The sequence below is a fragment of the Enterobacter quasimori genome (assembly GCF_018597345.1).
Lineage (GTDB): Bacteria > Pseudomonadota > Gammaproteobacteria > Enterobacterales > Enterobacteriaceae > Enterobacter > Enterobacter mori.
The window spans coordinates 1,046,191-1,060,652 of the sequence record NZ_JAHEVU010000001.1 but is presented as its reverse complement, the minus strand read 5'-3'; the positions used below and the strand labels follow the sequence as shown (position 1 = coordinate 1,060,652).

The window sequence follows — 14,462 nt, the reverse complement described above, 5'->3', positions numbered from 1 at the left end:
GTGCTAAAAAGGCCCCACTGACGTGGAGCCTTTATTGTACGCTTGTTAACGCGTGATTTCAGTCAATTCCACTTACATGGACTGAGTGAAAGTACGGGTGATAACGTCCTGCTGCTGTTCTTTAGTCAGGGAGTTAAAACGTACTGCGTAGCCAGATACGCGGATGGTCAGCTGAGGATATTTCTCAGGGTGTTCCATCGCGTCGAGCAGCATTTCACGGTTCATCACGTTCACGTTCAGGTGCTGACCACCTTCAATGGACGCTTCGTGGTGGAAGTAACCATCCATCAGACCCGCGAGGTTAGTTTTACGCACTTCGTCGTCTTTACCCAGCGCATTTGGCACGATAGAGAAGGTGTAAGAAATACCATCTTTCGCGTAAGCAAACGGCAGTTTTGCAACGGAGGTCAGAGAGGCAACAGCACCTTTCTGGTCACGACCGTGCATTGGGTTAGCACCTGGGCCGAATGGCGCGCCAGCACGACGACCATCTGGGGTGTTACCGGTTTTCTTACCATACACAACGTTAGAGGTAATGGTCAGAACAGACTGAGTCGGGATAGCGTTACGGTAGGTAGTCAGTTTCTGAATTTTCTTCATGAAACGTTCTACCAGGTCAACCGCCATGTCATCAACGCGAGCGTCGTTGTTACCAAACTGCGGGTATTCACCTTCGATTTCGAAGTCTACAGCCAGGCCGTCTTCGTCACGAATTGGTTTAACTTTCGCATATTTGATTGCAGACAGGGAGTCAGCAGCAACGGACAGACCAGCGATACCACACGCCATGGTGCGGATAACGTCACGGTCGTGCAGCGCCATCAGAGAGGCTTCGTAGCTGTACTTGTCGTGCATATAGTGGATTACGTTCAGCGCAGTGACGTACTGTTTCGCCAGCCAGTCCATGAAGTGATCCATGCGGTCCATCACTTCGTCGAAGTTCAGAACGTCGCCTTTGATCGGCTCAGACTTAGGACCCACCTGCATTTTCAGTTTTTCATCAACGCCGCCGTTGATTGCGTACAGCATGGTTTTCGCCAGGTTTGCACGCGCACCGAAGAACTGCATTTGTTTACCAACAACCATTGGGCTTACGCAGCAAGCGATAGCGTAATCATCGTTGTTGAAGTCCGGACGCATCAGGTCATCGTTCTCGTACTGCAGAGAAGAGGTGTCGATAGACACTTTAGCGGCGAATTTCTTGAAGTTCAGAGGCAGTTTTTCAGACCACAGAACGGTGATGTTCGGCTCCGGAGAAGGACCCATGGTGTACAGGGTGTTCAGGAAGCGGAAGCTGTTTTTAGTTACCAGAGTACGGCCGTCAACGCCCATACCACCGATGGATTCTGTTGCCCAGATTGGGTCACCGGAGAACAGCTCATCGTATTCAGGGGTACGCAGGAAGCGAACCATACGCAGTTTCATGACCAGGTGGTCAATCATTTCCTGAGCGTCTTGCTCGGTGATTTTGCCTGCTTTGATATCACGTTCGATGTAGGCATCCAGGAAGGTGGATACGCGACCGAAGGACATTGCTGCACCGTTCTGAGACTTAACTGCGGCCAGGTAGCCGAAGTAGGTCCACTGGATAGCTTCCTGAGCGTTGGTAGCAGGACCAGAGATATCGCAGCCATATTTAGCCGCCATCTCTTTGATCTGACCCAGCGCGCGGTGCTGTTCAGCGATTTCTTCACGCAGACGGATAGTCGCTTCCAGGTTTACGCCGTTTTCCAGATCGGACTGCAGAGACACGAACTGAGCGTATTTGTCTTTCATCAGGAAGTCGATACCGTACAGCGCAACGCGACGGTAGTCACCGATGATACGGCCACGGCCATACGCATCTGGCAGACCGGTCAGAACGCCAGATTTACGGCAGTTCAGAATGTCTTTGGTGTAAACATCGAATACACCCTGGTTGTGGGTTTTGCGGTATTCGGTGAAGATTTTTTTCAGCATTGGGTCCAGCTCGCGGTTATACGCTTTGCAGGAACCTTCAACCATTTTGATGCCACCGAACGGGATGATTGCGCGTTTCAGTGGTGCTTCAGTCTGCAGACCAACGATTTTCTCAAGGGCTTTGTTGATGTAGCCAGCATCGTGAGAAGTGATGGTGGAAGCAACGGAGGTGTCAAAATCAACTGGCGCGTGAGTGCGGTTTTCCAGTTTAACGCCTTCCATTACGCTGTCCCACAGCTTGGTGGTCGCGTCAGTTGCGCCAGCCAGGAAGGATTCGTCACCTTCATACGGGGTATAGTTTTTCTGAATGAAGTCACGTACGTTTACTTCATTCTGCCAGTCACCTTTCGCAAAACCTTCCCAGGCTGTGGCTAACTTTTCATTAAGCTCGGACATGTAACACCTACCTTCTTAAGTGGATTTTTTATTTACTGCCTGAGACAACCATTAATGATGGTCGTCGCCACGCAGGTAAATGACCCAGTATGTCAACCCAACTAACAGACCCCCACCGATAATGTTCCCGATAGTGACAGGGATCAGGTTATCAGTAATGAAGTTCATGATAGTCAGGTGAGAGAAACTTTCCGGATTTGAACCAACTGCGGTCCAGAACTCCGGGCTCGCAAAGTTGCGGATAACAATCCCCATTGGGATCATAAACATATTCGCAATACTGTGCTCGAAGCCGCTGGCAACAAACATCGCAACCGGCAGCACCATAATCATGGCTTTGTCCATCAGGCTACGACCCGAGTAGCTCATCCAGACGGCCAGGCAGACCATCAAGTTTGCGAGGATGCCGAGAGCAACGGCTTCGATAAATGTATGATGCATTTTGTGGTCGGCAGTTTGCAGGACGTTAAGCCCCCAGCCACCGTTGGCGGTCATGTACTCGCCAGAGAGCCACATCAACAGAACAAAGAGCAGACAGCCAATCAGGTTACCAACATAGACGTTTAGCCAGTTGCGTGCCAGTTGACCCCAGGTAATTCTTCCGCTGGCTTTCGCCACAACAATCAGCACCGTAGAGGTGAAAAGGTCGGCGCCGCAGATGACGCAAAGAATCAGACCCAGTGAGAAGCAAATGCCGCCAATCAGTTTGGCCATGCCGAAAGGCATCCCGGCAGTACCGGTGGTGGCAGTGATGTAGAAGACGAAAGCGATTGAGATGAACACACCGGCCGTGATCGCCAGATAGAACGTCTTCATCGGGTGTTTCGTTGCTTTATAGACACCCGCTTCTTCGGCAACTTTGGCCATTGCAGCTGGGAGTAAAAGATCAAAAGGGTTGTCAGCTTTCACACTAACTCTCTCTTTATTAAGTCGGCGACGAGATACTAACAAAGCATTATAGAAGAGAAATTGATATAGATCATATCTCGCCTGGCTTATAGGCCCGCAGTGTGTATGGATTTACAGCGAATGCGGAGTAAGTATTTGATTATCCGTATAAAAATAAATTTTAAAAGTTATGAGAAGAGTTGAATTTTTTCGTTAGGCCTCCCGTAAAACAGTTAATTAAAATGGAGTATTTACCACAAAAAGTAACAGTCCAGCCCAGGTAAGTATTATTATATTTACCCGTAATTAACTTAATTATTACAATTAAACGTCATTACCGAAAAAATAAAAAAAGGGGCAATGAAATTGCCCCGTAATATAGCCCAGACGATTGGATACGCCTACATCTGGTAATGTTATGTGCGCTTATTTTGACCAGTAAGCGGCTTTTGCCTTCTGTAATTTTTCATACGCTTTCAGCAGCGACTGATGTGCCGGGAAGGCTTTCAGATCGCTATCAACAGCCTGCAGGCCATAGAACGGCTCTTCGCCGCTCAGCGCCGCGCTGGCTGCTTCGACGGCATCTGCACCGTACATACGAACAAAGGCATTCAAGTACTGCAGAGGTTCACGGTCCTCTTCCTGAGCGAGAAGCAACAACGTCTGAAGGCAGCGGTAATAATTGGTGCGCTCGGCTGAGAAGACGGACTGGTTGAACTCCATGGTCCATTCGGTCCAGGCCAGGGCCTGATCCAGATCGCCACCCGCGAGTGCCAGCATTGCTTTCAGCTCACCAATACGCAGGGTGTACCAGCCGTTGTCTTTACCGGTCGCGAGACCCAGCAGCTCACGTACGCGGGTGAAGTCATCGTGGCCTTCTTCGTCCAGTTGGGCGATCAGGTTCAGGTAATCTTCTTTTTCCCATTCACTACCCGGCAGAGCCAGCAGCGTTTCGCGCAGGTGCGCGCCCATGCTGTTGTTCGCCAGCCACAGGTCTTCAGCGGGGTAGATGTCGGACATGCCCGGAACAATAATGCGGCACGCGTAGACGCCAAGATGTTCGTAGTCGGCAATGTAAACTTCCTGGTCTTCCGCGGTGAAGATTGCCATCAGCGTGGCGAACTCTTCTTCCGTGGTGCCGGCAAAACTCCAGTCCACGAACGGATAGTCCGCGTCCTGCTTGAACATATCCCAGGAAATTAAGCCGCTGGAATCGATGAAGTGGGTTTCGAGGTTGGTATGCTCGGCCACTTCTTCATCGTCAAAGGTTGGCGGGGTGAAGACGTCGAGATCTTTCAGGCTACGGCCCTGCAGCAGCTCGGTGACAGTACGCTCCAGCGCCACGCCGAAGTCCGGGTGCGCGCCGAAGGAGGCGAAGCAGGTGCCGTTGGTCGGGTTAAACAGCACGACGCAGATAACGGGATATTTGCCGCCCAGCGAGCCGTCATAGGCAAAGATTGGGAAACCTTCTGCTTCCAGCTTAGCGATGGATTCCACCACGCCCGGATAGCGTGCCAGCACATCTGCCGGAATTTCAGGCAGGCTAATGGATTCGGCGATGATGCGGTTTTTAATGTGACGTTCGAAGACTTCAGACAGACCCTGCACGCGCGCTTCATTGCGGGTGTTACCAGCGGACATGCCGTTAGATACATACAGGTTACCGACGATGTTCATCGGGATGTAAACGGTCTTTTCGTCAGACTGGCGGGTAAACGGCAGGGCGCAGATACCGCGATCCTCGTTACCGGACTGCAGATCGATCAGCATGCTGGCAGTCAGTTCGTTATCTGGATCGTAGAACGCACGCAGGCGCGCGTCGAGAATGCCTTCCGGCAGTTCGTCGTCTTCGGTCAGCGGGAACCATTTTTCGTTCGGATAGTGAACGAACGGGCCGTTAGCGATGGTTTCGCCCAGCCAGAAGTCAGCGAAGAAATAGTTGGTGGACAGACGCTCAAAATACTCACCCAGCGCAGAGGCCAGTGCCGCTTTTTTTGTCGCGCCTTTACCGTTGGTAAAGCACAGGGCACAGTCTTTATCGCGAATATGCACGGACCAGACATGCGGCACCGGATTGAGCCAGGAGGCTTCTTCGATGTTAAAACCCAGGTCGGTCAGTTTCTGCTGGAAGCGAGCGATGGAATCTTCCAGAGCGGCGTCTTTGCCGGGGATAAACGTTTGAGTCATGGCGTTCACTTTTATCGTACGTAAAGCGCGCAATGATACGGGTTTTGCGTGACGGGTGCCATCTTCGGCGAAAATAAAAGCCTGAGCTATGCTTATAGTCAGTAACCTACTGTTAAGGCATAGAAAAATGAAAGCTTTCGATCTCCAGCGGATGGCGTTTGATAAAGTCCCTCCAGAGTTTTTAGGCGAAGTCGCGCTTCGCAGCCTGTACACCTTTGTACTCGTTTTCCTGTTTCTGAAAATCACCGGACGTCGCGGCGTGCGGCAGATGTCGCTGTTTGAAGTGCTGATCATTCTGACGCTGGGGTCGGCGGCAGGGGACGTTGCCTTTTATGATGATGTGCCGATGATACCGGTCTTTATCGTTTTCGTGACGCTTGCACTGCTGTACCGGCTGGTCATGTGGCTGATGTCGAAAAGTGAGAAACTGGAAGATCTGCTTGAAGGGAAGCCGGTCGTTATCGTTGAGGACGGACAACTGGCCTGGGAAAACGTGCAAAGCGCCAATATGACCGAGTTTGAGTTCTTTATGGAGCTACGCCTGAACAGCGTGGAACAGCTCGGGCAGGTGCGTCTGGCGATTATGGAAACCAACGGTCAAATCAGCGTCTATTACTATTCCGACGATGAGGTGAAGCCCGGCCTGTGCATCCTGCCGGATATGCTGATCGAGCGTTTCAGAACGGTACCTGAATCAGGCGAGTATGCTTGCGTAAGATGTAGTCATGTTGTGGCGATGCAGCCGGGGGATCGTCAATTGTGCCCCCGCTGTGCAAATCCGGAATGGACGAAGGTTAGCCGAGCCAAACGTATCACCTGACAGCCATTTTGTCGGTTTTGTGACGACGAGGTGGTAGATTCTATTGTGTGACGATGAGCACATTTCCCCGGTCATAAGTTTTAGACATTGCGGCGCGTGTCACTGAATGATAAAACCGATATCCACAGTTATAACTTATGGCTTTTAGCGTGGTGAGGGGAAATGGCTCAAGTCTTTAATTTCAGTTCAGGTCCGGCAATGTTACCGGTAGATGTACTCAAACAGGCTCAACAGGAGCTGTGTGACTGGAACGGTCTGGGTACGTCGGTGATGGAAGTTAGCCACCGGGGTAAAGAGTTTATTCAGGTGGCGGAAGAGGCAGAAAAGGATTTTCGCGATCTGCTGAACATTCCCTCGAACTACAAAGTATTGTTCTGCCACGGCGGTGGGCGCGGTCAGTTTGCCGGTATTCCGCTCAACCTGCTGGGTGACAAAACTACCGCTGATTATGTGGATGCGGGCTACTGGGCGGCCAGCGCTGTCAAAGAAGCGCATAAGTACTGCACGCCGAATGTGATCGATGCCAAAGTGACCGTTGACGGCCTGCGCGGCGTTAAGCCGATGAGCGAGTGGCAAGTTTCTGATAACGCAGCCTATCTTCACTACTGTCCGAATGAAACCATTGACGGTATCGCCATCCATGAAGAGCCAAACTTTGGTGAAAACGTGGTTGTAACCGCGGACTTCTCTTCGACCATTCTTTCCACGCCGCTGGATGTTAGCCGTTACGGTGTGATCTACGCTGGCGCACAGAAAAATATCGGCCCTGCTGGGCTGACAATTGTAATTGTGTGTGAAGACCTGCTGGGCAAAGCACACAAATCCTGCCCGTCGATTCTCGATTACACCGTGTTGAACGATAACGATTCTATGTTCAACACGCCACCCACGTTTGCCTGGTACCTTTCCGGCCTGGTCTTCAAATGGCTGAAGCAAAACGGCGGCGTGGCGCAGATGAATAAGGTTAACCAGCAGAAGGCTGAACTGCTCTATGGCGTGATCGACAAGAGCGATTTCTACCGTAACGATGTGGCCATCGCTAACCGTTCCCGCATGAACGTGCCGTTCCAGCTGGCCGACAGCAATCTGGATAAAGCCTTCCTGGATGAGTCCTTCGCTGCGGGCCTGCACGCGCTGAAAGGCCACCGTGTGGTGGGCGGCATGCGTGCCTCCATCTATAACGCTATGCCGCTGGAAGGCGTCAAAGCGCTGACCGATTTCATGATCGACTTCGAACGTCGTCACGGTTAATTTGCTGTTATTCACCCCCGCAGCAACCCTGCGGGGTTTTTTATTATGTTGAGTTGAGAGTTTAGTTTTCATGGAATCCCTGACGTTACAACCTATCGCGCGGGTAGATGGCACCATCAATCTGCCTGGTTCAAAAAGTGTCTCGAACCGCGCTCTGCTGCTGGCAGCTCTGGCAAACGGCACCACCGTCCTCACAAACCTGCTGGACAGCGATGACGTGCGCCATATGCTCACTGCGCTGAAAGCGTTGGGCGTTCATTACACTCTCTCCGACGATCGCACCCGCTGCGAAGTGACCGGCAATGGCGGCGCGCTGCAGACGGGTGAAGAGCTTGAGCTGTTTCTGGGCAACGCGGGTACCGCGATGCGTCCGCTGGCGGCAGCCCTGTGTCTGGGCAGCAGCAACATTGTGCTGACCGGCGAACCGCGTATGAAAGAGCGTCCGATTGGCCATCTGGTGGATGCCCTGCGTCAGGGCGGCGCGCAGATTGACTATCTGGAGCAGGAAAATTATCCGCCACTGCGTCTGCGCGGCGGTTTTACCGGCGGTAACGTCGAGGTTGACGGCAGCGTCTCCAGCCAGTTCCTGACCGCGCTGCTGATGGCTGCGCCGCTGGCTCCGCAGGACACGGTAATTACGATTAAAGGCGAGCTGGTCTCCAAACCGTATATTGATATCACGCTGCACCTGATGAAAACCTTTGGCGTTGAGGTGGAAAACCAGTCTTATCAGCGTTTTGTGGTGCGCGGGGCGCAGCAGTACCAGTCTCCGGGCTGCTATCTGGTTGAAGGCGACGCCTCGTCGGCTTCTTACTTCCTGGCTGCGGGCGCGATCAAAGGCGGTACCGTGAAGGTTACCGGTATTGGGCGCAACAGCGTACAGGGCGACATCCGTTTCGCTGACGTGCTGGAAAAAATGGGTGCGGTTGTCACCTGGGGTGATGATTTCATCTCCTGTACCCGCGGCGAGCTGAACGCCATCGACATGGACATGAACCATATCCCGGATGCGGCGATGACCATCGCCACGGCGGCGCTGTTTGCCAAAGGCACCACCACGCTGCGTAATATCTACAACTGGCGCGTAAAAGAGACTGACCGTCTGTTTGCGATGGCGACCGAGCTGCGAAAAGTCGGCGCAGAGGTGGAAGAGGGCGAAGACTACATTCGCGTGACCCCGCCGGCAAAACTGCAGGTTGCAGAGATCGGCACCTATAACGATCACCGTATGGCGATGTGCTTCTCGCTGGTGGCGTTGTCCGACACGCCTGTGACCATTCTTGATCCGAAATGTACGGCGAAAACCTTCCCGGACTACTTCGAACAGCTGGCACGCATTAGCACGCTGGCCTGATAACGCTTGCCGCATCACCCGATGCGGCATTTCCTTACGCTTCCTGACGAACACTCCCGCTCATTTCTTCTACACTCTGCTTCTATCAATCCGTAATTTGCACGCAAAGGTAACAGTTGCGCACGTTGGCGCGTATAATGCGCGGCGTTCATGTAAACGGTATGCCTTATTTAAGGAGAAAAAGATGACGGCACTTGCCCCGGTAATCACCATTGATGGGCCTAGTGGCGCAGGGAAAGGTACTCTGTGCAAAGCGATGGCAGAAGCATTGCAATGGCATCTTTTAGATTCGGGAGCAATCTATCGCGTGCTGGCGCTGGCTGCGCTGCATCACCATGTGGATGTCGCCTCTGAAGAAGCGCTGGTACCGCTGGCTGCGCATCTGGATGTGCGTTTTGTTTCGACTGATGGCAACCTTGAAGTGATCCTGGAAGGAGAGGACGTCAGCGGGGAGATTCGTACTCAGGAAGTCGCTAACGCGGCCTCCCAGGTCGCGGCATTCCCGCGCGTTCGCGAAGCCTTGCTGCGCCGCCAGCGTGGTTTCCGTGAAGCCCCAGGTCTGATCGCGGACGGACGCGATATGGGAACCGTGGTATTCCCTGATGCACCTGTGAAAATTTTCCTTGACGCCTCTTCGGAAGAACGCGCGCAACGCCGCATGCTTCAGTTGCAGGAAAAGGGGTTTAGTGTTAACTTTGATCGCCTTTTATCCGAGATAAAAGAGCGCGATGACCGCGATCGTAACCGCGCCGTCGCCCCACTTGTTCCAGCAGAAGATGCATTAGTTCTGGATTCAACCAGTTTAACTATTGAGCAAGTGATTGAAAAAGCGCTACAATATGCGCGCCAAAAACTGGCACTCGCGTAATCGCGACCGATTTAGCAGTACCCCCGCTGCAATGGATTGACGGCGGGTATGTGAAACAACCCCATCCGGCACGGAGCCAGGTGGACGTTAATATTAACCTGAAGATTAAACATGACTGAATCTTTTGCTCAACTGTTTGAAGAATCCTTAAAAGAAATCGAAACCCGCCCGGGTTCCATCGTTCGCGGTGTTGTTGTTGCTATCGACAAAGACGTAGTACTGGTTGACGCCGGTCTGAAATCTGAGTCCGCCATTCCGGCAGAGCAGTTCAAAAACGCCCAGGGCGAGCTGGAAATCCAGGTTGGCGACGAAGTTGACGTTGCTCTGGACGCAGTAGAAGACGGCTTCGGTGAAACCCTGCTTTCTCGTGAGAAAGCGAAACGTCACGAAGCATGGATCACGCTGGAAAAAGCTTACGAAGAAGCTGAAACTGTGGTCGGTGTTATCAACGGCAAAGTTAAAGGTGGCTTCACTGTTGAGCTGAATGGTATTCGTGCGTTCCTGCCAGGTTCACTGGTAGACGTTCGTCCAGTCCGTGACACCCTGCACCTCGAAGGCAAAGAGCTTGAGTTCAAAGTAATCAAGCTGGACCAGAAGCGTAACAACGTTGTTGTATCCCGTCGTGCCGTTATCGAATCCGAAAACAGCGCAGAACGCGATCAGCTGCTGGAAAACCTGCAGGAAGGCATGGAAGTCAAAGGTATCGTTAAGAACCTCACTGACTACGGCGCATTCGTTGACCTGGGCGGCGTTGATGGCCTGCTGCACATCACCGACATGGCGTGGAAACGCGTTAAGCACCCAAGCGAAATCGTGAACGTTGGCGACGAAATCACTGTTAAAGTGCTGAAGTTCGACCGCGAACGTACTCGTGTATCCCTCGGCCTGAAACAGCTGGGCGAAGATCCATGGGTAGCTATCGCTAAGCGTTACCCAGAAGGGACTAAACTGACTGGTCGCGTTACCAACCTGACTGACTACGGCTGCTTCGTTGAAATCGAAGAAGGCGTTGAAGGCCTGGTGCACGTTTCCGAAATGGACTGGACCAACAAAAACATCCACCCATCCAAAGTTGTTAACGTTGGTGATGTAGTGGAAGTGATGGTTCTGGATATCGACGAAGAACGTCGTCGTATCTCCCTGGGCCTGAAACAGTGCAAAAACAACCCATGGCAGCAGTTCGCGGAAACCCACAACAAGGGCGACCGTGTTGAAGGTAAAATCAAGTCTATCACTGACTTCGGTATCTTCATCGGCCTGGACGGCGGCATCGATGGCCTGGTTCACCTGTCTGACATCTCCTGGAACGTTGCAGGCGAAGAAGCAGTACGTGAATACAAAAAAGGCGACGAAATCGCTGCAGTTGTTCTGCAGGTTGACGCAGAGCGTGAGCGTATCTCCCTGGGCGTTAAACAGCTCGCAGAAGATCCGTTCAACAACTGGGTTGCACTGAACAAGAAAGGCGCAATCGTAAACGGTAAAGTGACTGCAGTTGACGCTAAAGGCGCAACCGTAGAACTGGCTGACGGCGTTGAAGGTTACCTGCGCGCTTCCGAAGCTTCACGTGACCGCGTTGAAGATGCCACTCTGGTTCTGAGCGTTGGCGACGACGTTGAAGCTAAGTTCACCGGTGTTGACCGTAAGAACCGCGCAATCAGCCTGTCTGTTCGTGCTAAAGACGAAGCTGATGAGAAAGATGCAATCGCAACTGTTAACAAACAGGAAGATGCAAACTTCTCTAACAACGCAATGGCTGAAGCTTTCAAAGCAGCTAAAGGCGAGTAATATCAAGTTCTCACCATCATTTACGCTGTAACACATTTACAGCGCGAAGGATGAGGAGCAGACTTGACAGATTGCAGGATTCGTCCTGTAATCAATAACAAAGGGCGGCTACGGCCGCCCTTGTTTAATGAGCTGTTCAGCTAATTGGTTTGAAAGGAACCGGAGGAATCATGACCAAGTCAGAATTGATTGAAAGACTTGCCAGTCAGCAACCGCACATCCCTGCAAAGGCTGTGGAAGATGCTGTTAAAGAGATGCTGGAGCATATGGCCACCACTCTTGCCCAGGGCGAGCGCATTGAAATCCGCGGTTTCGGTAGTTTTTCTCTGCACTATCGTGCTCCACGTACCGGGCGTAACCCGAAGACTGGCGATAAAGTTGAGCTGGAAGGCAAGTACGTTCCGCACTTTAAGCCGGGTAAAGAACTGCGCGATCGCGCCAATATTTACGGTAACTGAGTTTTGGCCATAATGGCCAAACTGGGTTTAAAAGAAAGCACCTGCGGGTGCTTTTTTTGTGCCTCTCGTTTGCATTTCTGAATACGCCACGCATTTCCATTGTAGCTTTTCTGCAAACCGCTGAAAACGTTGCAGCGTCCGCCGTAAAGCCCCATTTCCTCTCTGACGACACGCCATTCTCAAGGCATACTGCCCGAAACAGGGAGGTATAAATGGGGATCCACGTTGTCAGTGCTTGCGCCATTCTGGCTATTATTCCGCTCTATTGGTTACCTGTTTTACCGGAGCCAGAGAGCGTCTGGATGATGATTGCCGCAGGGGTCGCGTTAGCGGCGCAGCAAAGACGATGGCTAACGTTTTCAGGCATCGGGTTACTCTTTTTCTGCTGGGGTGTATTAGCGGCGCAGGAAAGCGTTTGGCCGTTGAATCATCTGACGACAGGGCCGCAGCAGGTGGAGGTAGTCATTACAGCAACCGATGGCGCAACAATGCATCAGGGAAACATTGTCAGCGTCAACGGAAAACCCTGGAGGGGCGCCACTGGGGTGACGCTGTATGGCAATTACCTGCCCCAAAAGGTGTGTGCCGGTCAACGCTGGGCTATGGCGCTGCGCCTCAGAGCGGTACATGGTGAGTTAAACGAAGGTGGCTACGATTCGCAGAAAAATGCTTTTGCCCGACATCAAACGCTGAGCGGGCGTTTTACGCATGCTGAGGTTGTTGACGCACGCTGTAGCCTGCGTTCACGGTATCTTAGCTCACTGCAAAACGTACTCACAACATATCAGTGGGGGCCAGTGATCCTTGGGCTGGGGATGGGGGAGAGTCTGAATGTACCGCGTCAGATAAAAAATCTTATGCGCGAGACAGGGACAACACATCTGATGGCGATTTCGGGTCTGCACATCGCGCTGGCTGCGTCCATCGTCTGGCTACTGGCAAGAGGGTTACAATATTTTCTGCCGAGCCACGCTATCCATTGGCCGTTTCCCATGCTTGCAGGTCTGTGCTTTGCGGTTTTTTATGCATGGTTAACGGGGATGCAGCCGCCCGCAATGCGCACGGTTGTCTCTCTCTCGGTGGTGGCTGCGCTGCGGATTAGCGGCCGTCAATGGTCTCCCTGGCAGATCTGGTTAGCCTGCGTGGCGGCAATTCTGATTTTTGACCCTGTGGCTGTTCTGTCACAAAGTTTTGCGCTATCGGCGTTTGCGGTCGCGGCATTAATTTTTTGGTACCAGTGGCTACCGCTTCCGAACTGGCGCTGGATCCGCCGAATAAAACCTCTGGCAAATCTCATACATCTGCAAACAGGAATGCTGTGCCTGCTGCTTCCGCTGCAGGTGCTGATTTTTCATGGTTTCAGCCTGTCTTCATTCATCGCGAATCTGTTTGCTGTTCCGCTGGTCACGTTTATATCCGTGCCGCTGATCCTTCTCGGTATGCTGCTCCATCTTATTCCGCTTGCTTTACTGGAGAACGCTGTCTGGTATGCGGCCGATAAGTCTCTGGCAGGGTTATTCGGGTTGCTGGCTCGCTTGCCGGACGGCTGGCAGGATGTCGATGAACGTTGGCAATACCTGACGCTTCTACCCTGGCTTGCCATTATCGGCTGGCGTTTTCGAAGCTGGAAAGCTCTACCGGCTGTTTGTCTTACAGCAAGTATTATGCTCGCACTGCCTTTGTGGCGAAAGGATAAAACTGACGGCTGGACACTGCACATGCTGGATGTCGGGCAGGGGCTGGCAATGGTGATTGAACGTCAGGGGAGGGCTATTTTATACGATACCGGGCTGGCCTGGCCGGGGGGCGATAGCGGGCAGCAGCTGATCGTTCCATGGTTACGCTGGCATCACCTGAAGCCAGAAGGGGCGATCCTGAGTCATGAGCATCTCGACCACGCGGGAGGACTGGCATCGCTGCAAAAAGCCTGGCCCGAAATGTGGGTCAGGAGTCCGCTGCACCAGGATGGACATCTTCCCTGTTTTCGAGGGCAGCGATGGCTGTGGCAGGGGCTAACGTTCAGCGTTCACTGGCCGCCTGAAGAAGGGCACGCCAAAGGTAACAACCGCTCCTGCGTGGTTAAGATCGACGACGGTGAGCAGAGCATCCTGCTGACAGGGGATATTGAAGCACCGGCTGAAATGGCAATGCTGAGCCACCGCTGGCGCAATCTGGCGTCTACACTCATTCAGGTACCTCACCACGGCAGCAACACCTCGTCTTCCATGCCGTTGGTGCAGCGTGCAGAAGGCAAAATAGCGCTGGCCTCTGCAGCCCGCTATAACGCGTGGCGTTTCCCATCTGCGAAAGTGGTGCGGCGCTACGTGAAAGAGGGATATACCTGGCTAGACACCCCTCATTCTGGACAAATATCGGTGACATTTTCGCAACATAACAGGCAGGTCCGACGCCTGCGTGAACACAATTTACCGCGTTGGTATCATCAGTGGTTTGGCGCGCCCGTAGATAACGGGTAGAATATGCGGCTATTTCAAC

The 14,462-nt window shown here is 52.6% G+C and carries 10 protein-coding genes; 7 read left to right on the top strand and 3 right to left on the bottom strand.

Annotated elements, in window-relative coordinates; genetic code table 11:
• Positions 1-72 precede the first annotated feature (72 nt).
• The 3 genes from pflB to ycaO all read right to left on the bottom strand — a co-directional run bounded on the left by pflB (position 73) and on the right by ycaO (position 5,430).
• The gene (gene pflB / locus KK102_RS05145; protein ID WP_126543591.1) at positions 73-2,355 is read right to left on the bottom strand and encodes a formate C-acetyltransferase; all 2,283 of its coding nucleotides are present in this window, start codon (positions 2,353-2,355) and stop codon (positions 73-75) included.
• A 51-nt stretch (positions 2,356-2,406) separates the two neighbouring features.
• Positions 2,407-3,264 (bottom strand): formate transporter FocA, encoded by an 858-nt coding sequence (focA, locus tag KK102_RS05140; protein WP_126543592.1) that lies wholly within the window; start codon positions 3,262-3,264, stop codon positions 2,407-2,409.
• 405 nt (positions 3,265-3,669) lie between these two features.
• Positions 3,670-5,430: a 30S ribosomal protein S12 methylthiotransferase accessory factor YcaO gene (gene ycaO, locus KK102_RS05135; RefSeq protein WP_216357096.1), complete on the bottom strand. Its 1,761-nt coding sequence runs from the start codon at positions 5,428-5,430 to the stop codon at positions 3,670-3,672.
• Between the two features lie 127 nt (positions 5,431-5,557).
• On the opposite strand from ycaO, the gene KK102_RS05130 reads away from it, so the two are divergent.
• The 7 genes from KK102_RS05130 (at position 5,558) to KK102_RS05100 (ending at position 14,443) form a co-directional block, all read left to right on the top strand.
• Positions 5,558-6,250 carry a DUF421 domain-containing protein gene (locus KK102_RS05130; RefSeq protein WP_216357095.1) on the top strand — a complete coding sequence of 231 codons (693 nt, stop codon included), beginning with the start codon at positions 5,558-5,560 and terminating at the stop codon, positions 6,248-6,250.
• A 162-nt stretch (positions 6,251-6,412) separates the two neighbouring features.
• Positions 6,413-7,501 (top strand): 3-phosphoserine/phosphohydroxythreonine transaminase, encoded by a 1,089-nt coding sequence (gene serC, locus KK102_RS05125; protein WP_216357094.1) that lies wholly within the window; start codon positions 6,413-6,415, stop codon positions 7,499-7,501.
• Between the two features lie 70 nt (positions 7,502-7,571).
• Entirely contained in the window at positions 7,572-8,855 is a 1,284-nt protein-coding gene (gene aroA / locus KK102_RS05120) for a 3-phosphoshikimate 1-carboxyvinyltransferase (protein ID WP_216357093.1), read from the top strand.
• Positions 8,856-9,039: 184 nt separating this feature from the next.
• Complete coding sequence (gene cmk / locus KK102_RS05115) at positions 9,040-9,723, top strand: (d)CMP kinase (protein WP_010429248.1); 684 nt, start codon at positions 9,040-9,042, stop codon at positions 9,721-9,723.
• A 111-nt stretch (positions 9,724-9,834) separates the two neighbouring features.
• Positions 9,835-11,508 carry a 30S ribosomal protein S1 gene (rpsA, locus tag KK102_RS05110; protein ID WP_003858235.1) on the top strand — a complete coding sequence of 558 codons (1,674 nt, stop codon included), beginning with the start codon at positions 9,835-9,837 and terminating at the stop codon, positions 11,506-11,508.
• Between the two features lie 170 nt (positions 11,509-11,678).
• Complete coding sequence (ihfB, locus tag KK102_RS05105) at positions 11,679-11,966, top strand: integration host factor subunit beta (protein ID WP_003858233.1); 288 nt, start codon at positions 11,679-11,681, stop codon at positions 11,964-11,966.
• A 212-nt stretch (positions 11,967-12,178) separates the two neighbouring features.
• Complete coding sequence (locus KK102_RS05100; RefSeq protein ID WP_216357092.1) at positions 12,179-14,443, top strand: ComEC family protein; 2,265 nt, start codon at positions 12,179-12,181, stop codon at positions 14,441-14,443.
• Positions 14,444-14,462: the final 19 nt, after the last annotated feature.

Excerpts from the sequence above, each read along its gene's own strand:
- KK102_RS05130 (WP_216357095.1), top strand. The coding sequence starts at position 5,558 with ATGAAAGCTTTCGATCTCCAGCGGATGGCGTTTGATAAAGTCCCTCCA.
- ihfB (WP_003858233.1), top strand. The coding sequence starts at position 11,679 with ATGACCAAGTCAGAATTGATTGAAAGACTTGCCAGTCAGCAACCGCAC.
- ycaO (WP_216357096.1), bottom strand. The coding sequence starts at position 5,430 with ATGACTCAAACGTTTATCCCCGGCAAAGACGCCGCTCTGGAAGATTCC.
- KK102_RS05100 (WP_216357092.1), top strand. The coding sequence starts at position 12,179 with ATGGGGATCCACGTTGTCAGTGCTTGCGCCATTCTGGCTATTATTCCG.
- rpsA (WP_003858235.1), top strand. The coding sequence starts at position 9,835 with ATGACTGAATCTTTTGCTCAACTGTTTGAAGAATCCTTAAAAGAAATC.
- serC (WP_216357094.1), top strand. The coding sequence starts at position 6,413 with ATGGCTCAAGTCTTTAATTTCAGTTCAGGTCCGGCAATGTTACCGGTA.
- aroA (WP_216357093.1), top strand. The coding sequence starts at position 7,572 with ATGGAATCCCTGACGTTACAACCTATCGCGCGGGTAGATGGCACCATC.
- cmk (WP_010429248.1), top strand. The coding sequence starts at position 9,040 with ATGACGGCACTTGCCCCGGTAATCACCATTGATGGGCCTAGTGGCGCA.
- pflB (WP_126543591.1), bottom strand. The coding sequence starts at position 2,355 with ATGTCCGAGCTTAATGAAAAGTTAGCCACAGCCTGGGAAGGTTTTGCG.